Annotated in this window: 24 protein-coding genes; 17 read left to right on the top strand and 7 right to left on the bottom strand. The window is 71.8% G+C overall.

Translation table 11 applies throughout. The features are described 5' to 3' along the window. Positions 1-163: 163 nt before the first annotated feature. From ACVW19_RS08805 to ACVW19_RS08740, 14 genes are all read left to right on the top strand, one after another. Entirely contained in the window at positions 164-433 is a 270-nt protein-coding gene (locus tag ACVW19_RS08805) for a DUF6284 family protein (RefSeq protein WP_457458132.1), read from the top strand. Beyond that, complete coding sequence (locus ACVW19_RS08800; protein WP_457458130.1) at positions 430-876, top strand: Pycsar system effector family protein; 447 nt, start codon at positions 430-432, stop codon at positions 874-876. The genes ACVW19_RS08805 and ACVW19_RS08800 overlap by 4 nt, the downstream gene beginning before the upstream one ends. After that, positions 873-1769: a DUF2637 domain-containing protein gene (locus tag ACVW19_RS08795; RefSeq protein WP_457458128.1), complete on the top strand. Its 897-nt coding sequence runs from the start codon at positions 873-875 to the stop codon at positions 1767-1769. Before ACVW19_RS08800 ends, ACVW19_RS08795 begins: the two co-directional genes overlap by 4 nt. Then, positions 1766-2380: a GGDEF domain-containing protein gene (locus ACVW19_RS08790; protein WP_457458126.1), complete on the top strand. Its 615-nt coding sequence runs from the start codon at positions 1766-1768 to the stop codon at positions 2378-2380. Before ACVW19_RS08795 ends, ACVW19_RS08790 begins: the two co-directional genes overlap by 4 nt. Further along, positions 2377-2724 (top strand): RRQRL motif-containing zinc-binding protein, encoded by a 348-nt coding sequence (locus ACVW19_RS08785; protein WP_457458124.1) that lies wholly within the window; start codon positions 2377-2379, stop codon positions 2722-2724. The genes ACVW19_RS08790 and ACVW19_RS08785 overlap by 4 nt, the downstream gene beginning before the upstream one ends. Then, entirely contained in the window at positions 2724-3041 is a 318-nt protein-coding gene (locus ACVW19_RS08780) for a hypothetical protein (protein WP_457458122.1), read from the top strand. Before ACVW19_RS08785 ends, ACVW19_RS08780 begins: the two co-directional genes overlap by 1 nt. Next, entirely contained in the window at positions 3032-3352 is a 321-nt protein-coding gene (locus ACVW19_RS08775) for a hypothetical protein (protein ID WP_457458120.1), read from the top strand. The genes ACVW19_RS08780 and ACVW19_RS08775 overlap by 10 nt, the downstream gene beginning before the upstream one ends. Positions 3353-3443: 91 nt before the next feature. After that, positions 3444-5558 (top strand): FtsK/SpoIIIE domain-containing protein, encoded by a 2115-nt coding sequence (locus ACVW19_RS08770; RefSeq protein WP_457458118.1) that lies wholly within the window; start codon positions 3444-3446, stop codon positions 5556-5558. Positions 5559-5765: 207 nt separating this feature from the next. Continuing rightward, positions 5766-6230 carry a hypothetical protein gene (locus tag ACVW19_RS08765; protein WP_359729485.1) on the top strand — a complete coding sequence of 155 codons (465 nt, stop codon included), beginning with the start codon at positions 5766-5768 and terminating at the stop codon, positions 6228-6230. Positions 6231-6320: 90 nt separating this feature from the next. Next, entirely contained in the window at positions 6321-7049 is a 729-nt protein-coding gene (locus ACVW19_RS08760) for a methyltransferase domain-containing protein (RefSeq protein WP_359729487.1), read from the top strand. Beyond that, positions 7046-7894 carry a bifunctional DNA primase/polymerase gene (locus ACVW19_RS08755; RefSeq protein WP_457458116.1) on the top strand — a complete coding sequence of 283 codons (849 nt, stop codon included), beginning with the start codon at positions 7046-7048 and terminating at the stop codon, positions 7892-7894. The genes ACVW19_RS08760 and ACVW19_RS08755 overlap by 4 nt, the downstream gene beginning before the upstream one ends. A gap of 2 nt (positions 7895-7896) precedes the next feature. Beyond that, positions 7897-9375, top strand: coding sequence for an ATP-binding protein (locus tag ACVW19_RS08750; protein WP_359729564.1), 1479 nt, complete (start codon positions 7897-7899; stop codon positions 9373-9375). A 472-nt stretch (positions 9376-9847) separates the two neighbouring features. Then, positions 9848-10087, top strand: coding sequence for a helix-turn-helix domain-containing protein (locus tag ACVW19_RS08745; protein ID WP_359729493.1), 240 nt, complete (start codon positions 9848-9850; stop codon positions 10085-10087). Between the two features lie 75 nt (positions 10088-10162). Further along, on the top strand, positions 10163-11428 hold the full coding sequence (locus ACVW19_RS08740) for a tyrosine-type recombinase/integrase (RefSeq protein WP_457458114.1): 1266 nt from the start codon (positions 10163-10165) through the stop codon (positions 11426-11428). A 147-nt stretch (positions 11429-11575) separates the two neighbouring features. Here the strand turns inward: ACVW19_RS08740 and glnA are convergent, their stop codons facing one another. Next, positions 11576-12985: a type I glutamate--ammonia ligase gene (gene glnA, locus ACVW19_RS08735; RefSeq protein ID WP_457458112.1), complete on the bottom strand. Its 1410-nt coding sequence runs from the start codon at positions 12983-12985 to the stop codon at positions 11576-11578. Between the two features lie 257 nt (positions 12986-13242). On the opposite strand from glnA, the gene ACVW19_RS08730 reads away from it, so the two are divergent. Continuing rightward, the gene (locus ACVW19_RS08730) at positions 13243-13713 is read left to right on the top strand and encodes an RDD family protein (protein ID WP_457458110.1); all 471 of its coding nucleotides are present in this window, start codon (positions 13243-13245) and stop codon (positions 13711-13713) included. A gap of 164 nt (positions 13714-13877) precedes the next feature. On the opposite strand, the gene ACVW19_RS08725 is transcribed toward ACVW19_RS08730, so the two are convergent. From ACVW19_RS08725 to lipB, 4 genes are all read right to left on the bottom strand, one after another. Then, positions 13878-14582 carry a DUF4191 domain-containing protein gene (locus ACVW19_RS08725; RefSeq protein ID WP_457458108.1) on the bottom strand — a complete coding sequence of 235 codons (705 nt, stop codon included), beginning with the start codon at positions 14580-14582 and terminating at the stop codon, positions 13878-13880. A gap of 55 nt (positions 14583-14637) precedes the next feature. After that, positions 14638-14841, bottom strand: a complete 204-nt coding sequence (locus ACVW19_RS08720) for an SCO2195 family GlnR-regulated protein (RefSeq protein ID WP_279336436.1) — start codon at positions 14839-14841, stop codon at positions 14638-14640. A 363-nt stretch (positions 14842-15204) separates the two neighbouring features. Then, complete coding sequence (lipA, locus tag ACVW19_RS08715; protein ID WP_457458106.1) at positions 15205-16170, bottom strand: lipoyl synthase; 966 nt, start codon at positions 16168-16170, stop codon at positions 15205-15207. Between the two features lie 128 nt (positions 16171-16298). Then, positions 16299-17096 (bottom strand): lipoyl(octanoyl) transferase LipB, encoded by a 798-nt coding sequence (gene lipB, locus ACVW19_RS08710; protein WP_202279532.1) that lies wholly within the window; start codon positions 17094-17096, stop codon positions 16299-16301. Positions 17097-17534: 438 nt separating this feature from the next. Between lipB and ACVW19_RS08705 the strand changes: the two genes are divergently transcribed. Next, on the top strand, positions 17535-18995 hold the full coding sequence (locus ACVW19_RS08705) for a regulator (protein ID WP_457458104.1): 1461 nt from the start codon (positions 17535-17537) through the stop codon (positions 18993-18995). A 110-nt stretch (positions 18996-19105) separates the two neighbouring features. Here ACVW19_RS08705 and ACVW19_RS08700 read toward each other — a convergent pair whose 3' ends face one another. After that, entirely contained in the window at positions 19106-20500 is a 1395-nt protein-coding gene (locus ACVW19_RS08700; protein ID WP_457458102.1) for an NAD(P)/FAD-dependent oxidoreductase, read from the bottom strand. Between the two features lie 271 nt (positions 20501-20771). Continuing rightward, on the bottom strand, positions 20772-21707 hold the full coding sequence (locus tag ACVW19_RS08695; RefSeq protein WP_457458100.1) for a TIGR01777 family oxidoreductase: 936 nt from the start codon (positions 21705-21707) through the stop codon (positions 20772-20774). 70 nt (positions 21708-21777) lie between these two features. On the opposite strand from ACVW19_RS08695, the gene ACVW19_RS08690 reads away from it, so the two are divergent. Then, positions 21778-22269, top strand: coding sequence for an N-acetyltransferase family protein (locus ACVW19_RS08690; RefSeq protein WP_457458098.1), 492 nt, complete (start codon positions 21778-21780; stop codon positions 22267-22269). The last annotated feature ends 7 nt before the right edge of the window (positions 22270-22276 follow it).

The raw sequence follows: 22276 nt of genomic DNA, 5'->3' as shown, positions 1-22276 counted from the left end.
CTGCGGCCGACTGCCTCTCCCGCCCGTCCGTTCCGCGCATTGCGTGAGGACGTACGGACGGGAGCGCGGGGAGCCGGAACCGACTCCAACGGCGTGCGCCCCCGGTGCTGGAACACCGGGGGCGCTGTTCGGGCCGTTTCACCTGCTAGGGAGACCACGACCCATGAACCACATCGTCACTGTTCAGGATGCTGTTACCGCGTTCGCCGACTTCATGGAGCCGACGGCCGCGGAGTTGGACGCGATCGAGCGGGAGATGCCCGTGATCCTCGCGGATGTCGACCTGTTGGACGCGCAGATCATCACGTTGGACCGCACGCCGACCGAGCTGGACGCGCGCCGCATCCGCCGGGCCCGCCGTCGGGCGCTGGCCGCGCGGGTCGCGCTGCTCAACCGCACGGCCGGCGCGAGCCTGCCCGGGGGTGTCGCGTGAGCGTCACCGACCGGAACCTGAGTGCCGCGCACGCCGAGGTGAAGGCGGAGATTACGCGGACGGACACGAAGACGGCGCTGTTGCTGGCGTTCGTCGGCGCGGTCCTCGCCGGCACGTGGACGGTCGCCCGCGACCTGCCGCTGAACCCCGCCGCCTGTGTGGCGGGCGGGTGCGGTCTGGCGCTGCTGGTCGGCGCGGCCGGTCTGCTGCTGCGGTCGGTGCGCCCGAACCTGCGTGGCCGGCACGGCTTCCCGCTGTGGGCCACGCTCCCGGCCGAGGAGATCAGTACCGCCGTCGCCTCGGATCCGGCCGCCGACATCGCCGGCCTGTCCCGCCTCGCGGTCGCCAAGTTCACCTGCCTGCGCCGCGCGGTCGACCTCACCCTGACCGGCGGCGCCCTGCTCATCCTCGCCGCCCTGCTCGCCCTCGGGGGTGCGGCATGAACCTTCACCGCAAGGGACGCGCCGCCCTGGTGCTGGCCCTGGTCGCCGTCGTCGCCATGGCGTTCCGGGTGTCCTGGAACGCGCTGCGGGACATCGCCGGCGCCGTCGGAGCCGACGACACGGCCGCCATGCTGTACCCATTCGTGGTCGACGGCCTGATGGCGCTCGCCCTGGTCGCCACCCTCGTACTCGCCGACCGCGACCGGACGTTCGCGCTGCGGGTGCTGGGGGCCTACACCGTCGCTTCCCTGGTCCTCAACTACGTGCACGGACTCGTTCCGGAGCTGCACGACGGCACGGTCGACTTCGGCCGGTTGGCCGACTGGGACCCGGCGAACTGGGCGCTCGTGCTGCTCGCCACGTCGCTGCCGGTCGGATCGATCTACTTCGGTTCCGATCTGGTCGCCAAGGTGCTCCACCGCCGCCCCGGCCCGATTCCACCCGTGAGTACGAATGCGGAGGAAGCGACCGAGACCGATGGGAAACGGTCTACGGCTGACCTCGCGGTATCGACCCCGGCGCCGATCACGTCGAACGCGGCGGTGCTGCCCCGACCGGTGGCCGTCGGCTTCCTGAAGTCGAGTCTTCCGGCCAAGCCGCTGCCCTCGATCGCACCGGCCCCCGTCGTCTCGATCGAGCGGCGCCCGGTGGCGGCAGAGTCGACCCGATCGCGCCGCGCCACCGGGCGTGTCCCGGCGGTGGCGAAGTCGAGTCGACCCAGGCGCACGCCGGAACAACTGCTCGCCGAAGCACGGTCGGTGACGGCCGGCTGGCCGGACTCGAAGGTGACCGCCGAGGGCATCCGCCGCGCGGTGCGCACGTCGCCGGTGAACGCGCGGACGCTGCGGGACACGATCCTTACCGAACGCGCCGGGGCGGGGGCGACCTCGTGAGTACACCGGCGCTGGTTCTGATCGCGGCCGGTGTGGCGCTGGTGTGGGGTGTCCACGGATGGTGGATGTCCCGCCGTCTGCGGACCGCCCGCCGGGACCCGCTCACGGGGTTATGGACGCGGGAGGCGTTCACCCGCCGGGCCCGCCGCCTGCTGCGCAACCCGCACGCGGTGGTGGTCCTGGCGGACGTGGACCGCTTCAAGCAGGTCAACGACGCCCACGGCCACGCCGCCGGTGACGCCCTGCTGGCCGCAACGGCCGACCGGCTCGCCCACGCGGTCGGCCGTGCCGGCGTGGCCGGCAGGCTCGGGGGCGACGAGTTCGCCGCCGTGCTCATCGACCACGACCATACGGCCGCCGACCGGTTCGCCGTCCTCTCCCGCGTCCTGGCCCGCCCCGTCGATACCGCACCCGAGGTGCACACCACGGTGTCGCTGGGCTGGGTCCGGCGCGGTGACCATCCGTCAGATGACCTGTCGGGGCTGCTGCGGCGGGCGGATGAGGCCATGTATGCGGCCAAGCGTGGCCCCGGCCGCGTCCACCGCGCCGCTCTGGGCCGCCTGCTCACCGGCGTCATGGGCCGCCGGCCCGGCCGCCGGGGCGCGGCATGAGCACCCTGCCCGTCTACCCGTGGCGGCTGGCCCCGGACGGCTACGCCACCCGCCGACAGCTCCGCGCCCAAGGGTTGCGGCCCGGCGGTCAGGACGTGGCCGCGCAGCTCGAGCGGCCGCGCCGCCGCCGGGGCCCGCTGGTCGCCTACCTCTACCGCGTCGACCTGGCCAAGCCGGTACGGCCGATGACGCCGGCCCGGTGGGCGGCGCTCGCCGCCGCGAACCGGGCCCGCCGCACCTGCCCCGCCTGCCGGCGCGATGCCGGCTACGTCATCCCCGCCGCGCTCGGCACCTGCGTGCCCTGCGCCTACCCCGACCCGCACGACTCCGAAGGGAACACCTGATGGGCAATGCTGACCTGCGCCGCCTGGACCGCGAGATCAAGGTGACCGCGAAGAAGCTGGAAGCGGTCCGCCGCGGTGAGTGGTGGCCGCTGAACGGCAGCGAGCGCCGGGCCATGGCCCGCGCGCTGGCCGGCGGCTCCTACCGCGTCGTGCGTGGCCGCAGCACCGGCCGTGCCGAGTCGCAGATGGACTCCACCGGCAGCGCGGCCGAGATGCGGCTGAACGCGGAACTGACCGCCCTGCACGCCGAGCGGCAGCGGCTCATCACCGAGGCCGCCCGCGACAAGGCCGCCAAGAAGTCGTCGGGGTGGTGGTGACGGTGCGGCACACCGCCCGGCGCTGCGCTGCCGCGCACCCCGAGGACCCGACGCCGTGCACCGGTCCGCTCGCGGTGACCGTGCTGGACGCCACGGGCGCGGGGGCAAACGGCTGCGAGCACCACGGCGCCCGACTGCTCGCCTCCCTGGACCGGGGCCGCGTCCACGCCCTGCCGAACGCCCCGGCGGGCGCCGCGCTCCGCACCTTCAAGGCCGCCGACACCATCCGCCCGTTCTGCTGGATCGACGGACCGCGCACCGACCCCTCCCAGCTCAGCCGCGCCGAAACCCGCGCCCGCAACAACCGCTGACCCGCCCGCCCCGCCCGTGCCGATGCCGGGCGGGGGCGGTGCCTCGCCCCGCTTCCGGCCCCCCTGTGGGGCAGTCAGGAGAACCTCCCGCATGTCCGAGAACGTCGTTCACCTGCACAAGCCCACCGACCCCCCGACCCCCGACACCGCCCCCACCGTGCTCACCGTCGTGCCCGACCCGGCCCCGGCCGCCCCCGTGCCGCTGTGGGTCCGCTCCGGCCGCGCGGTGAAGACCGCCGCCACGCACGAGACGACCCGGGCGACGGTCCGCGCGGCGGCCCGGCACAGCCTCTACACCCTCAACGGGGGCCGGATCGTGGCCCGCCGCACCTGGGACGGCCGCACCGGCGCCCGCTACGAGCGCATGATCCGGACGGCGGAAGCCGCGGGAAACCTGGAAGCGGCCGAGGAGTGGGAGGAGCGGCTGCAGCGCTTCCGCGCCGCCCGCCACCACCGCCGCATGGACCTCCTGCACTCCCCCATCGACGCCGCGAAGGGGGTGGCCGTCGGCGCCGGCATGAGCGTCGGTGTCCTGGTCGCCCTCGGGGTCGTGATGGCCCTCAACACCGGGCACGTCGGGGACGTCGTCACCCCGCTGTCGGCGACCGTCGACTTCATCGCCCTGCTGATCCGGATCGTGCAGGTGGTGTGGGGTCCGGCGCTGACGATCGGCCCGTTCCTGGCCCTGCTCGCCCTGTGGGCCGTCGGACGCAAGCAGCACGCCGCCCCCGCCTGGGCCCTGCCCGCCAACGTGCGCAACGGCGAGGGGGAGCCGATCACGCCGTCGATCGTGGTCAAGGCCCTCCGAGACTTGGGGGTGCCCGCCCTGGCACGGGCCATCAAGGAGATGGGCGACGCCGGCGCGTCCATGCTCGGACCGATCACCATCGCCGGATGCGGTGTCGAGGTCGACGTGACCCTTCCCTCCGGGGTGTCGACCAACGAGGTGCAGGGCAAGCGGCGCAAGCTTGCCGAGAACCTGACCCGGCACGAGCACGAGGTGTTCATCACCATCCCCCAGGCCGCCCGGACGGTGCGGCTGTGGGTCGCCGACTCGGGGGCGCTGGACGAGCCGATCGGGCCGTCGCCGCTGGTCACCGACGAGTCGATGACCGCCGACTACGCCAAGGGCAAGGCGCCGTGGGGGCAGGACCTGCGCGGGGACGCCGCCGCGCTGAGCCTGTACCAGCGTCACCTGCTCATCACGGGCCTGTCGAATCAGGGCAAGACGGTTGCCCTGCGCTCTCTGGCGCTGTGGCTGTCGCTGGACAGGTCGGTGCAGTTCCTCATGGGTGACCTCAAGGGCGTGGGCGACTGGGCCATGTTCGACGGGCTCGCCACCACCCTGATCCAGGGGCCGACGGATGAGCACGTGATCCAGGTGACCGAGATGGTCGAGGGCGCGGTCGACGAGATGAACCGCCGGATCCAGGCCCCGCCCGGCACCGTGTTCCCGCCGCTGATCGTGCTGGTGGATGAGGCGCAGGTGGCGTTCATGTGCCCGGCCAAGGACGAGGACAGGCGCCCGTATGGCGGGTCGAAGGCCAACTCCCGGTACTTCATGGCCGTCCGGAAGATTCACAATCAGGGGCGGGCGGTGAACGTGCTGATGTGGCAGGGCACTCAGGACCCGACCAACGAGAACCTGCCCAAGCTGGTCCGCGAGGGCGCCCACACTCGCGCCTCGCTCGCTCTGGGCACCGAGTCGCAGGCCCGGATGGCGCTGGGGGACAAGGCCGTCGACGGCGGCGCGGCTCCGAACCTGCTCCGGCCCGGTTTGGACCGGGGCACCCTGGTCGTCGCCTCCGACGGCATCACCATCCCGGCCGGACAGGCGTCCCTCACGGTGCGTACGCACTACATCGACGACGACGCCGCCACCGCGATCACCGACAGGGCCAGGGCCCTGCGCGACGGCGTCACGACCCTGCACGCCGTCGCGCGGGGCGCGGCACACGATCCGCTCGCCGACGTCGCCGCCGTCGTCGGCGACGCGCCCCGCGTGCGGACCAAGGACGTGCTGGCGCGGCTCGCCACGCTCAACGCGGACGCCTACGGCGGCTGGTCGTTCATCGACCTCAAGCGCGTCCTGGACGACGCCGGCGCCGAGCCCTACAAGTCCGACGGCGTGATGGTCGTCGCCCGCGACCGCGTCGCCCGCGCCCTCGCCCACCGCGACACCGAGGGTTCCGCTTCTGCCGACTGACGACAGGGAGCGCACCGCCGACGGGTCAGGGAGGCAGGGAGAACTCCCTGACCGCCTCCCTGACCCGACTCCCTGGCCCTGACCTGCACGAATGATCGTTCAGGGAGTCAGGGCGGCACGCAGCTCAGACCCCCCGAACACCCCTCCACACGGCACCCCCAAGGGGGTGTCTCCACCTCCCTGGCCTAGCGCCGGAAGGGATTCCGCATGTACCCCGACCACACCCACCACCCGCCCGCCGAACGGACCATAGAGGTCCACCACCTTACCCCGCTCCCGCCCGCCGTCGCCGTCCCGGCGCCGGTCGTTGCGGTGCAGCCGGGCGCGGTCCCGGCGGTGGCGAGCATCGTCCTGCCGGACGGCCGTGTCGTCACCGGCTACGCGATCAGCCCCGTTCAGCCCGAGCCGGTTGCGGTCAAGCCGGCCGTTTCCCGCGCGGCGGTGAACGTCGCCCTCGGGGGCGTCGGGTTCCTCGCGGTCTGCGGCGGACTGCTGCTGCTCACCTCGTTCATCGCCGCCCTGACCGCGTTCATCACCCAGCTCATCACCCTGGCCGCCGTCGTCTTCGGCGGCTGGATCGCCGTCCAGGTCTTCACCGGCACCGGCCACCGGGGCGGCAGCACGGTGAACATCCGCCGGGCCGTCATCAAGCGCAACCACTTCCACCAGTAGCTACGCCAAGGGCGGCCCCCACCTCACGCCAATGAACGCGGGGCCGCCCTTGCTCGCCAGCATCCGTTCAAGAAACTGGAGAACCCCAGCATGACCCAACCCACCACTATCCGGCGAGCGGTCGGCCCACGGCCACGGCTGCTGGATCTGTTCTGCTGCTCGGGCGGTGCCGGAACCGGCTACGCGCGGGCAGGGTTCGACGTGGACGGCTGCGACATCGCCGACCGGCCGAACTACCCCTTCCCCTACCACCACGGTGACGCCCTGGAATACCTCGCGGCGCTGATCGCCTCTGGGGGAATCCGCCGGTACGCGTTCGTCCACGCCTCCCCGCCCTGCCAGCACGGATGCGCGCTCACCGTGGGCACGAACGCCTCTCAGGGCTGGGGCGGCACACACGTCGACCTTGTGGCGCCGACCCGCGCCCTGTTGGACGCGACGGGTCTGCCGTACGTCATCGAGCAGCCCAACGGCCGTGCGGAGATCCGTAAGGACCTGACCCTGTGCGGGGAGATGTTCGGGCTCGGGGTGATCCGGCACCGCAACTTCGAGTTGGGCCGCTGGACCATCGCACGGCCGGCGCACCGCCCGCACCGGGGCCGCGTGCGCGGCTACCGGCACGGCCGCTTCTACGACGGTCCGTATGTCGCCGCCTACGGCAACGGCGGCGGTAAACCCACCGTCCTCGAGCTGCAAGCCGCGATGGGCATCGACTGGACCGACGTCCGCGAGGAACTCACCGAGGCCATCCCGCCCGCCTACACCCAGCACATCGGCCGCGCCTTCCTCACCACGGCCGCGCTGGGGGTGGCGGCATGAGCGAGACGCTGCGCCCCCTGCCCACTGCGCTGAGCCTCGCGGCGTCCGGCGTGCCGGTGCTGCCCCTGCGGCGGGGCAAGGTGCCGTTCGGCAACTGCCGCTCCTGCGCGGGCAACGCGTGCGGCGGCCGGCCGAACATGAAGCACCCGGGGTCCTGCCGGTGCCCCGGTGTCTGCCACGCATGGGCCGCCGCCACCACCAACCCAGCCGCCCTCACCTCCCCGTTGTGGACGGCCGCATGGCGGCGGGCCGTCTCCGTCGCCTACCACCCCGGCGGCGCCGGTCTGACCGTGGTGGACCTGGACAACGCGGCAGCTATCGCATGGGCCCACAGTGCCCTGCCCGCCACGCGGACCGTGCCGACGACGCGCGGTGAGCACTGGATCTACCGGGGCGCGATGCGCTCCGTGAACTCCGTCCGTGACGGCATCGACATCAAGTCGACCATGGCCTACGCCCGCTACCTCGGTCCCGGCACCGGCACCATGACCGCCCTGCCGGACGCCGTGCGCGCGCTGGCCGTGAAGGAACCTCCCACGGTCCGGCCGGCGTCGCACGCCCTCACCGTTCCCGCACGGTCCGGGGACGGGGAGTGTCGCCATCGCACGCCCGCCTACCTGGAGCGTGGCATCGCCATGGCCGAGCAGCGCATCACCGACGCCCGCAGCGCGATCCACGCCACCGTGTACCGGACCTTCCTCGCCGTGCTGTCCGTCCACGGCCGGTGCGGCTGCCTCACCGACGCCCACATGGCGCGGCTGTTCACCGCCGCGCAGGCCAAGGGCGAGACCCCGCGGCACTGCACCGACGCGTGGACCAACGCCCGCACCACGTTGGGACTGTGACCATGTCCGACGACGACAAGACTCCCGCCCGCGAGGTCATCGCGGACTACGCGCAAGCGCACTTCCGGTACTTCCGCACTGCGGACGGGACCGTGTTCGCGCAGAAGAACGGCCACCCCGTGGCCCGTCCGATCCGCTCCCAGGGCACCTCGGGCAGCCACCGCCAGGAACTCATGGTCGGTCTCTTCCGCGACGGACTGGGCGTGTTCAACGGCACCGCGCTCAAGGAGGCGTTGGACTTGATCGAAGCCCTGGCGATGAGCCAGGACGTGCAGCCCGTGCACATCCGCGTCGCGCCGGGATTCGACGGGGCGACGTGGCTGGACCTGGGCCGCGATGACGGGCGCTCCGTCCGTATCCACCCCACCGGCTGGGACATCACCGTCCCCGACCCGCGGGAGGTGTGCTGGCGGCGCACCCAGCTCACCGGAGAGTTGCCCCTGCCGGTCAAGGACACCGACGGCAAGGGCATCGATCTGCTGTTGCGGCTGTGCAACTTCGCCACCGCGGAGACCGAGTGCCTGGCCGTCGCCTGGCTCATCGGCTGCCTCGGGCCGTCCGTGCCCGTCCCCGCCCCGTTCCTCACCGGCCCGCAGGGCGCTGGCAAGTCCACCGGCGGGCGGATGCTCGTGCGGATCATCGAAGGGATGAGTGGTGACCTGCGCCGCGCGCCGAAGGACGAGGAGAACCTGATCGCGGCCGTGGCCGCCGGATGGGTCACCGCCCTGGACAACCTCTCCCACCTGGCACCAGACCTGTCCGACCTCATGTGCTGCATCGTCACCGGCGCCGAGACCATCAAACGCGCCCTGTACACCGACGGCGACGTCGTCCGCGCCCGCTACCGCCGCCCCCTGCTCCTGACCGGCATCGACGTCGGCGTCATCCGCCCCGACCTCGCCGAACGCCTCCTGCCGCTGCGCCTGGAACGCCCCCGCACCCGGCGCACCGAAGCCGAACTGTGGGCGGAGTTCGAAGAAGTCCTGCCCATCGTCCTCGGCTCCCTCCTCGACCTCACCGTGCAGGTGCGGGCGGCGGAGGCGGACATCCCCACCGACCTGCGGATGGCCGACTTCGCCCACCTGTGCGCGCAGCTCGACGCGGCGACCGGTCTCGGAGCGCTGGGCGCCTACCGGGCCGCCCTGGACGACCTCAACGACGACGTCATCGAGGGCGACCTCCTGGCGCAGACCGTGCTGAAGCACGCCGTCGGCCTGGATGCCGGGGCAGAGCAGCGGATGACGTCCACCGAGTGGCTGCACTGCCTCACCGGTCTCTACAGCGGTGAGGAGTGCCGTCCCCTGCCCAAGGGCTGGCCGACCACGGGCAAGGTGCTCTCCGACCGCCTCAAGCGCCTTCAGCCCACCCTCGCGGCCCGGGGCGTCCTCATTGACTGGGGCCGCACCCGAACGGCCCGCTACATCGAAATGACCCGACCCCCGGCCTCACTGCCCCCGCAGGAGCAGGAAGCGGCGTTCTGACCGGCGGCACTACGAACGCCGGCACAAGCAAGAGGAGCACCCCCGCCAGACGTGCTCCTCTTGCTGTTCGGCGGCGGTGCCGCCCTGCGATGGTCGCGCCGCGAAGCGGCTCCTTCTTCACGCTCTGAGCCGCGCACCACAACAGACACCGCCTCTCTTGTCCGAAGAAAAGAGACGCTGCGTCACCTGCGTCACCCATGGACGGAAAACGGCCCGTGACCTGCCGATAGAGCGGTGACGCAGATGGGCAAAGGCTGCGTCACCCCGCGTCACCCGCGTCACCCGGTGACGAAAGCCTGCGTCACCGGATGACGCATCCCGAACCCCCTGCGTCGCTCAAACCCGCAGGTCAGAGCCATGTATGACACAGATGACGCGGTGACGCAGAAATCCGCCCCTCGGACAGACGCGGGCTGCTGAGCCACTGAAACCAACACCATTCGCAGGCTCCGCCTTCTCTGGAGGTCTCGACGTGCCGACCGTTGTCGCGAGCGACCCCCGCGTGACCCTCCGCGGCGGTCTCCCAGACCGGTATCTCACCCCCGACGACATCGCCGACATGTTCGGCGTGCCGCTCGAAACCGTTTACCAGTGGCGCAGGAAGCGCACCGGACCGCCCGGCTTCCGTATCGGCAAGCACCTCCGCTACGACCCGGCCGACGTGCGCGCCTACGTCATTCAGCGCAAGAGCGCCTGCCAGGGCACCGCGTAGCCAACCAACCCCAGATAGCAGGGAGAACCGCCGCGGGCGGCTCTCCCTGCTGCATGTCGAGAGGACCGCCGCCGTATGGCTGGCCACATCCAAGACCGTTGGTACAAGACCGAGACGGCATCCAATGGCAGGACGATCAGGGCAAAGACCGACCGATATGGGACGGGCTTGCGCTACCGGGCCCGCTACGTCGCCCCGGACGGGAGCGAACGCAGCAGGTCCTTCCCGGACAAACAGAAGCGACTCGCAGAAGCGTGGCTGACGCAGATCGCGGCTGACATGACCCGTGGCCAGTACGTCGATCCGTCGGCCGGCAAGGTGACGTTCAGGGAGTTCGCCACTCAGTGGCTGGCATCTCAGACCACAGATCCTTCCACCATCGTGAACATGGAGCTGAGGCTCCGGCTGCACGCCTTCCCCTACATCGGCTCTCGCTCCCTGAGCGTGTTTCAACCTGCCCATATCCGCATGTGGGCACGGGCCCTCGCAGACTCCGGGATGGCAGCGTCGTATCAGCGGACGGTCTTCGCGAACGTCTCTGCTGTGTTCGGTGCTGCCGTGGACGACGGCATTCTGGCCCGGAATCCCTGCCGCGCAGGCTCCGTACGGGCGCCCAAGCTGGATCGGCGGAAGATCAAGCCGTGGACACGTGCCCGGGTGGTCGCCGTCCGGGACGGACTCCCGAGCCAGTACGCGATGGCCGTCGACGTCGGTGCCGGGTGCGGTTTGCGGCAGGGCGAGATTTTCGGGCTTGCCGTCGACGAAGTCGACTTCGTCGGGGGAGTGGTGCACGTCGTGCGACAGGTCAAGCTGGTCGGCCCGCAGATGGTGTTTGCCCCGCCCAAGGGAGGCAAGCTGCGAGACGTGCCGCTGCCCGACGTGGTGTCGGATGCGCTTGCCGCACACATCACCCGCCGGCCCCCTACTGACGTCACTCTGCCGTGGAAGACCCCGGACGGCCCGCCGGTCACAGCGAAATTGCTGTTCTACTCGCGGGAGCGTAAGGCGCTGAACAGGAACTACTTCAACATGTACCTGTGGAAGCCCGCTCTGATTGCTGCCGGCGTCATTCCGGAACGGGTGCCGGGGGAGCGGTTCAAGCCGTCGCGTGAGCACGGCATGCACGCCTTGCGGCACTACTACGCGTCGGTGCTGCTGGACTCGGGAGAGAACATCAAGGCCCTGGCCGAGTACCTCGGTCACTCCGACCCGGGATTCACGCTCCGGACGTACACGCACCTCATGCCGAACAGTCAGGACCGTGCCCGTAGGGCCATCGATGCCGCGTTCGGCGTGCCGGGTGCGGACACCGGTCCTGGCGAAGCTGATGCGCTGATCTGAGCGACGGCCCGGCCGTAGCCCCGACGATCGTTCGCGGTGCAGGGCCCGAAACAGGCCGTCGGCCGTGTCCTTCCACGCAGGAAGGACACGGCCGACGGCCCACAGACGGCCCAGGGGAGCGGAAACCCGCTCTGACCTGGGTCAATATCACACGTCGAAGTACAGCTCGAACTCGTGCGGGTGCGGGCGGAGGGCCAGGGGGGCGATCTCGGTGGTGCGCTTCAGGTCGATCCAGGTCTCGATCAGGTCGGACGTGAAGACGTCGCCCTGGAGGAGGAACTCGTGGTCGGCCTCGAGGTGGTCGAGGACGGCGGTGAGGGAGGTCGGGACCTGGGCCACGTTGGCGTGCTCCTCGGGAGCCAGCTCGTAGAGGTCCTTGTCGATCGGCTCGGCCGGCTCGATCTTGTTCTTGATGCCGTCCAGGCCCGCGAGCAGCAGGGCCGAGAACGCCAGGTACGGGTTGCCGGAGGCGTCCGGGGCGCGGAACTCGACGCGCTTGGCCTTCGGGTTCGAGCCGGTGATCGGGATACGCATCGCGGCGGAACGGTTGCGCTGCGAGTACACCAGGTTCACCGGGGCCTCGAAGCCCGGCACCAGGCGGTGGTACGAGTTCACCGTCGGGTTGGTGAAGGCCAGCAGCGACGGGGCGTGCCTGAGGATGCCGCCGATGTAGTAGCGGGCCATGTCCGACAGGCCGGCGTAGCCCTGCTCGTCGTAGAACAGCGGTTCGCCACCCGCCCACAGGGACTGGTGGACGTGCATGCCCGAGCCGTTGTCACCGAAGATCGGCTTCGGCATGAAGGTCGCGGTCTTGCCGTTGCGCCAGGCGACGTTCTTCACGATGTACTTGAAGAGCTGCAGGTCGTCGGCGGCGGCGAGCAGGGTGTTGAACTTGTAGTTGATCTCGGCCTGGCCGGCGGTGCCCACCTCGTGGTGCTGGCGCTCGACCTTCAGGCCGGAGCGGGCCAGCTCCAGCGAGATCTCGGCGCGCAGGTCGGCGAAGTGGTCGACCGGCGGGACCGGGAAGTAGCCGCCCTTGTAGCGGACCTTGTAGCCGCGGTTGTCCTCCAGCGCACCGGTGTTCCAGGCGCCCGCCTCGGAGTCGATGTGGTAGAAGGACTCGTTCTCGGACGTCTTGAAGCGCACGCTGTCGAAGACGTAGAACTCGGCCTCGGGACCGAAGAACGCGGTGTCCGCGATGCCGGTGGAGGCCAGGTACGCCTCGGCCTTCCTGGCCACGTTGCGCGGGTCGCGGGAGTACTGCTCGCCCGTGATCGGGTCGTGGATGAAGAAGTTGATGTTCAGCGTCTTGTCGCGGCGGAACGCGTCGAGCCTCGCGGTCGAGAGGTCCGCGCGCAGCGACATGTCGGACTCGTGGATGGCCTGGAAACCACGGATCGAGGATCCGTCGAAGGCCAGCTCCTCGTCCGGGTCGAACGCTTCGGCGGGCACCGTGACGTGCTGCATCACACCCGGGAGGTCGCAGAAGCGGACGTCGATGAACTTGACGTCCTCGTCCGCGATGAACTTCTTGGCCTCGTCGGCGTTCTGGAACATCCAGCTCCTCCTACTCCCGACCGTCCCGCCGGGGTGGTAGATCGTTCGTGCGGCCGGTGCAGGTGGCCCGCGTCGTACTCGACCCTAGGGACGGGGCATTTCTCCGGCGTGACCCATTTGTTTCGCACAAGTTAACCGGCACATCCCTCACGGTAGTCCGGACACGCGTCGCCGTCGCGCCTCGTCCCGAGCCCGGACCGCCCCCGGCCCGCACCCCGCTGTCCCTCGGCCGTATTCGGGCGCAGTACCGTGTAGGGGTGGACAACAGGCAGGTAATCGGATCGTGGCTTTCGGGGCCGCGCGCGGCCCTGGAAGAAGCCGGCGCCGACTTCGGATACCGGGGTGAGCAGCTCGGGCTGCCGAAGGACGGGCCGGGCTCCATCGCCCGTCCGGGCCGGAGGCTGGGCGCCCTGGCCGTCGACTGGGGCCTGTGCGCGCTGGTCGCATCCGGCCTGATCACCAACGGCTTCAACGGGCAGACGACCAGCAACTGGACGCTGCTGGTGTTCTTCGTGCTGAGCGTTCTCACCGTCGGCACGGTCGGGTTCACTCCGGGCAAGCGCCTGTTCGGCCTGCGCGTCGTCGCTGTGGACAGCGGCCGGGTGCAGCCGCTGCGCGCCCTGGTCCGCTCCGCGCTGCTCTGCCTCGCCGTCCCCGCCCTGATCTGGGACCACGACGGCCGCGGCCTGCACGACCGACTGGCCCGCACGGTCGAGGTCCGGATCTGAGCCGGACCCGAAGGACCCCGAGGGCACCCGAGGGACCCCGAAGGACAGCGACGACAGAGCAGCAGGCAGGACCGTCGTTCACGACGAGGGGCGCCCGGAAACATTCCGGGCGCCCCTCGTCGTGAACCGTGTGTACCGCGGCGTGAACCGTGTGTACCGCGGCCTCAGCGGGACTTCGGGCCGCCGCCCTTGGGGAGCTTCATGCCCTTGGGCATGGGGCCCTTCGGGAGCGGCATGTTGCTCATCAGGTCGCCCAGCGCGCGCAGCCGGTCATTGGTCGCGGTGACCTGCGGGCCGGTGAGGACACGGGGCAGCTTGAGCATGGTCGTGCGCAGCTTCTTCAGCTCGACCTGGCCCTCGCCCGTGCCCACGATCATGTCGTGCACCGGGACGTCCGCGACGATGCGGTTCATCCGCTTCTTCTCGGCGGCGAGCAGGCTCTTCACCCGGTTCGGGTTGCCCTCGGCGATCAGCACGATGCCGGCCTTGCCGACCGCGCGGTGCACCACGTCCTGGTTGCGGTTCATCGCGACCGCGGGGGTCGTCGACCAGCCCCGGCCGACGTTGTCCAGTACGGCCGCGGCGGCGCCCGGCTGTCCCTCCATCTGCCCGAAGGCCGCCCGCTCGGCCCTGCGCCCGAACACGATCGCCGTCGCGAGGAAGGCGAGCAGGACGCCCAGGATGCCGAGATAAACGGGGTGACCGATCAAGAAGCCGATCGCGAGGAAGACACCGAAGGTGACGATTCCGATAGCCGCGAGTACAAGGCCGATCTTCTTGTCGACCCTGCGGGTCATCTTGTAGGTCAGAGCGATCTGTTTCAGTCGCCCGGGGTTCGCAGCGTCCGCTGCGGTTTCCTTCCTCGCCATGCCACGAAGTCTACGTGTCCCCGGAAGCGAGGACGACGGCAGTGCCTTCGGAGGCTCAGAGACCGGTGACGGTCGGGGACTGGTCGAGTACGCGCTCCGCCTCCACCCGGTCCTTGGCGCGACGGCGGTCCTCCAGGACGGAGGTCCAGGCGTTGCGACGGGCGGTGCGCTGGCCGCTGCTCATCAGCAGTGACTCGACGGCGCGCAGCGCGGTGCCGAAGGACGGGATGGCGGTGGCACGGACCGGCGCGGCCTGCATCGTGGAGGTCCCTCTCGAAGCGTCTTCGGGTACGGGTGCGGGTGCGACTGCGAGCACGGCAAGTGGGTGCGGCTGTGAGCGCGGGTGCACGTGCCGTGATTCCAGGGTCACTGATTGGTGTTACCAGGGCGTGACCCCCCGGTCAAACGCACATGAAGCCCCGGTTCGAGCCTCGCGAACGCCGACGCGGCCCCGGCGTACGCCCTCATCTGCGAGGACGGCCGGGACCGCGTCGTCTCGGCCATTACTGGCCGGTAGTTTCTTGTGCGCGAGTTCACACGCATGCCGCACACCGCATCGCGGTGTCCCCGCGTCCCGCGCGAGTGCGGGACGCGGGGACACCGGGACGCGGGGGACGCAGTGTCAGACGGCCTGGGCGGCGATGTACGTACCGCGCTTCTCGACCGCCATCCGGTAGAGGCGGCCGGCCCGGTACGAGGAGCGGACCAGCGGGCCGGACATCACACCGGAGAAGCCGATCTGCTCGGCCTCCTCCTTCAGCTCCACGAACTCGTGCGGCTTCACCCAGCGCTCGACGGGGTGGTGCCGCACCGACGGGCGCAGGTACTGCGTGATGGTGACCAGCTCGCAGCCGGCGTCGTGCAGCTGCCGGAGCGCGTCGCTGATCTCCTCGCGGGTCTCGCCCATGCCGAGGATCAGGTTCGACTTGGTGACCAGGCCGTAGTCCCGGGCGGCGGTGATGACCTTCAGGGAGCGGTCGTAGCGGAAGCCGGGGCGGATCCGCTTGAAGATGCGGGGCACCGTCTCGACGTTGTGCGCGAACACCTCCGGACGGGAGGAGAAGACCTCCTCCAGCTGCTCGGGGACCGCGTTGAAGTCGGGGGCCAGCAGCTCGACCTTGGTGCGGCCGTCCGCGCGCCCGGCGGTCTGCGCGTGGATCTGGCGCACGGTCTCGGCGTACAGCCAGGCGCCGCCGTCCTCCAGGTCGTCGCGGGCGACGCCGGTGATGGTGGCGTAGTTCAGGTCCATGGTGACCACGGACTCGCCCACGCGGCGCGGCTCGTCACGGTCGAGCGCCTCGGGCTTGCCGGTGTCGATCTGGCAGAAGTCGCAGCGCCGGGTGCACTGGTCGCCGCCGATGAGGAAGGTCGCCTCGCGGTCCTCCCAGCACTCGTAGATGTTCGGGCAGCCGGCTTCCTGGCAGACCGTGTGCAGGCCCTCGCTCTTGACGAGGTTCTGCATCTTCGTGTACTCGGGCCCCATTTTCGCCCGGGTCTTGATCCACTCGGGCTTGCGCTCGATCGGGGTCTGGCTGTTGCGGACCTCCAGGCGCAGCATCTTGCGTCCGTCCGGTGCGACTGCGGACACGTCGGCTCCCTAGCTTCGATTCTTCGGCGTACACCAGGGTACGCCCGTGTTTGACGGGCCTGACGGTCAGGCCAACCTCCGAGACCCGGGGCCCATTCCCACCGCGTCGGACGGTCGTGACCGCCGGGTCAGGCGGTGGCGCGGACGATCTCCCGCGGCTTGAGGTCGGCGTGCTCCAGGATGTCGCGCAGATGCCGCTCCACCACGGGGAGCACCTCCTCGATCGTGATGTCACGGCCCAGTTCGCTCGCGAGGGAGGCGACGCCCGCGTCGCGGATGCCACACGGGATGATCCGGTCGAACCACTTGTTGTCGGGCTGCACGTTGAGCGCGAAGCCGTGCATCGTGACGCCCTTGGCCACCCGGATGCCGATCGCGGCGATCTTGCGGTCCTCGCGGCGCTGGCCGGCGTTGGAGGGGGCGTACTGGGGGCCGTTCAGCCGCGGGTCGAACTCCTCGTCGTGCAGGCGGGGGTCGAAGTCCAGGGAGAGCCCGCCGAGCGCCGGGCGCTGCTCGACAGGGTCGCCGAGCACCCACACACCGCTGCGTCCCTCGACCCGGGTGGTCTCCACGCCGAACTCCGCGCAGGTGCGGATCAGGGCCTCCTCCAGGCGCCGGACGTGGGCGACCACGTCCACCGGGCGGGGCAGCTTCTGGATCGGGTAGCCCACCAGCTGGCCGGGACCGTGCCAGGTGATCTTGCCGCCGCGGTCCACGTCGATGACCGGGGTGCCGTCGAGGGGGCGCTCGCTGTCCTGGGTGCGCCGGCCGGCCGTGTAGACCGGGGGGTGCTCCAGCAGGATGACGGTGTCGGGCACCTCGTCGGCGAACCGTGCCGCGTGCACCCGGCGCTGCTCGTCCCAGGCCACCTGGTAGTCGACGGCCTCGGCCCCGAAGCCCATTCGGACGAACCGCAACTCACTCACGGCGAGCGCCTCCCGGAAGGTAGTAAGGCAGAACAAAGGTGGAACGTGGTTCCACGCGGAACCACGCGGTTCCACGCGGAACCACGCGGAACCACGCGGAACCACGCGGAACAACGCGGAGCGCAGTAAGGCACGAAAGGTGCCCAAGCCACTGTACGACCGTACGACCGGCTTTCCTTTCGGCGGCGGTTCCGGGGGGCGGCTCCGGTGGCAGTCCCGGCGCGCGTCCGGCGCGCGTTCGGCGCGCGTGCGGGCCCCGTGCCGGTCGCTGTCCGTCAGCCTCAGCGGTAATTCTCACACGATCGGATGAATGCGGATCGAAATGTGCGACCAGGCGTTTACTCTCCGCTACATTCGCGCCGTCCAGGAGGCCATAAGGGCTGCTCACAGGTAATCCGGGCATCAACGTTCGCCGGAAGGCAGGAGACCGCACCACAGATGACGGAACGATCCGCGCAGCGCACCCCCAACCGCCAGCTCGCCGCGCTCATCGCAGAAGCGGGGTTCTCCAACGCGGGACTCGCCCGTCGCGTGGACCAGCTCGGTCTTGAACACGGGCTCGACCTGAGATACGACAAGACCTCCGTCACCCGCTGGCTGCGCGGGCAGCAGCCCAGGGGGGCCACACCCGCGCTGATCGCCGAGGTCTTCACCCGGCGCCTCGGCCGTCGGCTCACCGCCCAGGACCTCGGCCTGGACGCCTGCGCCCCCGTCTACGCGGGCCTGGAGTTCGCCGCCTCCCCGGAGGAGGCCGTGGACATCGTCAGCGGGCTGTGGCGCAAGGACTCCGGCAGCCACGCCGAGCTGCGCAAGATCGCCTTCACCTCGGCCGGGCTCGTCGTGCCCAGCCGGGACTGGCTCATCGGCCGCGCCGACGAGAAGGTGGCCCGCCTCGAGCCGCCGGTCCGCGTCCCCGCCCAGGCCCGTCCGGTCGGCCGCCCCACCGGGCTGCCCGAGTTCGGCACCCGCCGCCGGACGGCCGAGCGCGGCCCCGGCCAGCGGGTCACCGGCGGCGACATCGCCGCGCTGCGCTCGGTCGGCGAGCTGTTCCGCACCCTCGACGACGCCTACGGCGGCGGCCACGCCCGCCAGGCCCTGGTGCGCTACCTGGAGCACGAGTGCGAGCCGATGCTGCGCGGCACCTACGGCGAGCAGACCGGCCGCCGCCTGTTCGCCGCCGTCGCCGACCTGACCCGGCTGGCCGGCTGGACGTCGTACGACATCGGCGCGCACGGACTCGCCCAGCGCTACTTCGTGCAGGCGCTCCGCCTCGCGCAGGCCGCCGCGGACCGGACCTACGGCGCGTACGTGCTGGTCACCATGAGCCGGCAGGCCGTCTACCTCGGCCACGGGCGGGAGGCGGTGCAGCTCGCGCGAGTGGCCCAGCAGGGCGCGGGCGGCTCCGCCCCGCCCGCCGTGCAGTCCCTGCTGCACGCGGTCGAGGCACGCGGGCACGGCGTGCTCGGCGAGGTACGGGCCTGCACCGCGGCCCTGGTGCGCGCCGAACGCGCCCTGGAGAACGCCCGGCCCGGCGACGAGGTCCCGCACTGGGTGCGGTTCTTCGACGAGGCCCAGCTCGCCGACGAGTTCGGCCACTGCCACCGTGACCTCCAGCAGTACCGCGCCGCGGCCCAGCACGCGGAGCGCTCGCTGCAGCTGCGCGCCCCCGGTTACGCCCGCAGCCGCCTGTTCTGCCGGGTCGTCCTCGCCACCGCACGCCTCGGCCTCGGCGAACTCGACCAGGCCTGCCTGCTCGCCGCCGAGGCGGCCGGCCAGGCGTCCGAGATGCGTTCGGTGCGGGCCGTGGAGTACGTCCGGGACTTCGAACGCAGACTGGAGCCCTACCGCGACACGGCGCCGGTACGCGTCTACCGCGACAGGATCGCGGCGTACTGCTGAGCCGCTGAGCCACCGCGGCCGAGCCACCGCGGTGGTGCGTGGTTGGAGCCACCACGCCCCTCCGGGGGTGGTCACCGAAGGGACGCGGGGCGGCTGGGGGGAGCGGCCGGTCAGGCCGCTCGGGCCGTGGGGAGGGGGTCCGCCCTGTGCATCGGGCGGCCCGCGCCGAGGTCCGTGAGGATCGCGGCCGAGGCGCGGCGGCCCGAGTGCAGGGCGCCCTGCACGGTGCTGGTGTCCCGGTGGTCGCCGCACACGTACAGGCCCGCCAGCAGCCGCACCGGCCGCCGCAGATCGTGCGGCGGCCGCATGGCCGGGACGGCGTCGGCGGTGTGATACACCCCGAGCGTCTCCCAGCGCGCCGTCGACGTGCCGTACAGCCTGGCCAGATGCACGCGCACACCGGTGTCGATCTGGGCGCCGGGCGGGCCCAGGACCGTGGACGAGACCAGCGCGCGGTCGGCCGGGGCCCGGGACGGGTCGACCCGGCTGACCACCGTCGTGTGCGCCACCGGTCCGCCCCGGTCGGCGTCCAGGAGCAGCGAGGCGCCGGTCTCCGGGGGCTCGTCGGTGGCGTGGTGCACCACCGTCACCGGGTGGAAGTCCGGCACCCGCAGTCCCGGCAGCAGCTGGGCGGCGGCCCGCGCGTCCGTCGCGATCAGCACCGCGCGGCAGCGGAACTCGCCGTGCTCGGCGGTGGTCACCGATGTCGTGGAGACGGAGGTGACCCGGACGCCCGTGTGCACCGTCCCCGGCGGCAGCCCCCGCGCCAGCAACTCCGGCAGCGCCTCCGCGCCGCCCTCCGGCACACACAGCCGCCCGGCAGCGAAGGCACGCAGCGCGAGATCCGCGCACCGGCTCGACGTGGTGAGGTCCGGGTCGCTCAGCAGGGCGGCGAGCAGCGGTCGGAGGAAGCCGTCGACGGTGCGGGCCGGCAGGCCCCGGGCGGTGAGTGCCTCGGCGGCGGTCGACTCGGGCCGGGCCAGCAGCCGCTCCACCGGAGTGCCGGCCAGCCGGGTGAACGCGGCGCCCAGGCGGGCCTGGTCGACGGCCGTGCCCAGCGGGGCGCCGGTCCGGCTCCGGGGCGTGGACACCTGCCGTCCGGGAACGGCCGCCGGCCTCCTGGGCGCGGCCCCCGCCCGGGGGGCGCTCGCGAGGGCGCGCACCGTGTGAAGTGCGCCCCTTGCGCCCCTCGCACCGATCGGTACGCCGGCCCGGTGGTGGCGTCCGCCGCTGTGCAGCAGGACGCCGGGTGCGAACGGGCGCAGGGCGAGCCCGTCCCGGTCGGCGGCCGGCCGCGGTTCGGGATACGCCGTGGACAGCAACTGCCCGATTCTGTCGAGCCGGAAGCCGTCGACCTTGTCGGTCGCCATCCGGCCGCCCACGGTATGGGCGGCCTCAAGGACCACGGTGGTGACTCCAGCGCTGGTCAGGCGTCGCGCCGCGGAGAGTCCGGCGACCCCGGCTCCCACGACGACGACGTCCGCCTGGTACGTGGGCTCAAGCACGTGCCCCTCCTCGAGGTTGCGCGGACGCTGGAGACGTGATGCCCCCAACAGGCCCCAGGAATACCCGAGTTCTGGTCGAGGTTAGGTCCGTGACGGATCGCGTGGCGTCGCGCATCGGCAGGGGCACGGGCGCACGGCGGTCGCACACACACGCCGGACGGTCACCGCACGGACCCCCGGGGGCGCACCGGCTTCGGGCACCGGCCCTCCGCGCCCCTCCCGCCCGCCCCTCGGGGCGGGAGGGGCGCGGCTCAGGTGTGCTGACGGAGGCTCACAGGGCCGCGCGGATCGCGCCGTCGATCTCCGGGAAGGCGAAACGGAACCCCGACTCCAGCAGCCGGGTCGGCAGCACCCGGGCACTGCCCAGCACATCCCCGGCCATCTCGCCGAGCACGGTCCGCAACACCGGCGCGGGCACCGCGAACACCGCCGGCCGGTGCAGCACGCGCGCCATCGCCTCGGTGACCTCACGGTTGGTCACCGGATGCGGCGCGGTCAGGTTGAACGGCCCCGACAGCCCGTCGGTGTCGAGGAGATGACGCAGGGCGGCCACCTCGTCGTGCAGCGCGACGAACGACCAGTACTGGCGCCCGTCGCCCAGCCGCCCGCCCAGTCCGGCCCGGAACAGGGGGAAGAGCCTGGCCCACGCCCCGCCCTCGCGGGCCACCACGAGACCGGTCCGGGCGAACGCCGTCCGCACGCCCGCCTCCCGCGCGGGCGTCGCCGCGGCCTCCCACTCGACGCACAGCTCCGGCAGGAAGCCCGTGCCCGCCGGCGCGCTCTCGTCGACGGTCCGCTCACCGGTCTCGCCGTAGTAGCCGATCGCGCTGCCGTTGACGAACACCCGGGGCCGTACGTCCGGTGCGAGCCCGGCGAGGGCCTCGGCGAGCGCCGCCGTGCCCCGCACCCGGCCGGTGCGGATCCGCTCCTTGTACGCGGGCGTCCAGCGCCGGTCGCCCACCCCGGCACCGGCGAGATTGACCACGGCGTCGCACCCGGCGAGACCGGCCGCGTCCACGGAGCCGCGCTCCGGGTCCCACCGGACCTCGTCCGCCGCGCGCGGCTCGGCCCGCACCAGGCGTACCACCGTGTGCCCGTCGGCGGTCAGGGACCGTACGAGCGCGCCGCCGATGAGACCGGACGCGCCGGCCACCGCGATGCGGGAGGGCCGGGAAGACCGGGAGGACCCAGAGGATGCAGAACTCATGGCGACCATCCTGCACGCAGCCCGGGCGACACCGCGGGCGCACCGCGCGAGCGGTCGTAAAGTGACCCTCATGCCCGAGCCGTTGATACGCGCCGCCCGCCCCGCCGACGAGAGGGAACTGGCCCTGTTGGACCGGGAGACCTGGTCCGTCCTGCACGCCGTCACCCCGCCGCCGCAGCCGCCGTACGACTCCTTCTTCAGCGAGCGGTCCGGCCCCCGCGACCACATCGTCGCCGAGCACGCGGGCCGCGTCGTCGGCTATGTGCGCCTCGGCTTCCCCACGGAACTGTCCTCGAACGCGCACGTCCAGCAGATCCGCGGTCTCGCCGTCGCCGAAGCGGCCCGCGGCACGGGAGTGGGCCGGGCCCTGGTGCGGGCGGCCGTCCGGGAGGCCCGGGAGCGCGGCGCGCGCCGCATCACCCTGCGCGTCCTCGGCCACAACTTTGCCGCCCGCGCGCTCTACGCGTCCGAGGGCTTCGTCGTCGAGGGCGTCCAGCCGGAGGAGTTCTGTCTCGACGGCACATACGTCGACGACGTGCTGATGGGGCAGTCCCTGCTCTGACCTCCGG

It is taken from the genome of Streptomyces sp. TE5632 (assembly GCF_054061295.1).
This window is presented reverse-complemented; position numbering and strand designations above follow the sequence as displayed.

Coding starts and splice junctions, on each gene's coding strand:
- ACVW19_RS08805 (WP_457458132.1), top strand. CDS start 164: ATGAACCACATCGTCACTGTTCAGGATGCTGTTACCGCGTTCGCCGAC.
- ACVW19_RS08795 (WP_457458128.1), top strand. CDS start 873: ATGAACCTTCACCGCAAGGGACGCGCCGCCCTGGTGCTGGCCCTGGTC.
- ACVW19_RS08785 (WP_457458124.1), top strand. CDS start 2,377: ATGAGCACCCTGCCCGTCTACCCGTGGCGGCTGGCCCCGGACGGCTAC.
- ACVW19_RS08780 (WP_457458122.1), top strand. CDS start 2,724: ATGGGCAATGCTGACCTGCGCCGCCTGGACCGCGAGATCAAGGTGACC.
- ACVW19_RS08770 (WP_457458118.1), top strand. CDS start 3,444: ATGTCCGAGAACGTCGTTCACCTGCACAAGCCCACCGACCCCCCGACC.
- ACVW19_RS08765 (WP_359729485.1), top strand. CDS start 5,766: ATGTACCCCGACCACACCCACCACCCGCCCGCCGAACGGACCATAGAG.
- ACVW19_RS08760 (WP_359729487.1), top strand. CDS start 6,321: ATGACCCAACCCACCACTATCCGGCGAGCGGTCGGCCCACGGCCACGG.
- ACVW19_RS08755 (WP_457458116.1), top strand. CDS start 7,046: ATGAGCGAGACGCTGCGCCCCCTGCCCACTGCGCTGAGCCTCGCGGCG.
- ACVW19_RS08750 (WP_359729564.1), top strand. CDS start 7,897: ATGTCCGACGACGACAAGACTCCCGCCCGCGAGGTCATCGCGGACTAC.
- ACVW19_RS08740 (WP_457458114.1), top strand. CDS start 10,163: ATGGCTGGCCACATCCAAGACCGTTGGTACAAGACCGAGACGGCATCC.
- glnA (WP_457458112.1), bottom strand. CDS start 12,985: ATGTTCCAGAACGCCGACGAGGCCAAGAAGTTCATCGCGGACGAGGAC.
- ACVW19_RS08725 (WP_457458108.1), bottom strand. CDS start 14,582: ATGGCGAGGAAGGAAACCGCAGCGGACGCTGCGAACCCCGGGCGACTG.
- ACVW19_RS08720 (WP_279336436.1), bottom strand. CDS start 14,841: ATGCAGGCCGCGCCGGTCCGTGCCACCGCCATCCCGTCCTTCGGCACC.
- ACVW19_RS08705 (WP_457458104.1), top strand. CDS start 17,535: ATGACGGAACGATCCGCGCAGCGCACCCCCAACCGCCAGCTCGCCGCG.
- ACVW19_RS08695 (WP_457458100.1), bottom strand. CDS start 21,707: ATGAGTTCTGCATCCTCTGGGTCCTCCCGGTCTTCCCGGCCCTCCCGC.
- ACVW19_RS08690 (WP_457458098.1), top strand. CDS start 21,778: ATGCCCGAGCCGTTGATACGCGCCGCCCGCCCCGCCGACGAGAGGGAA.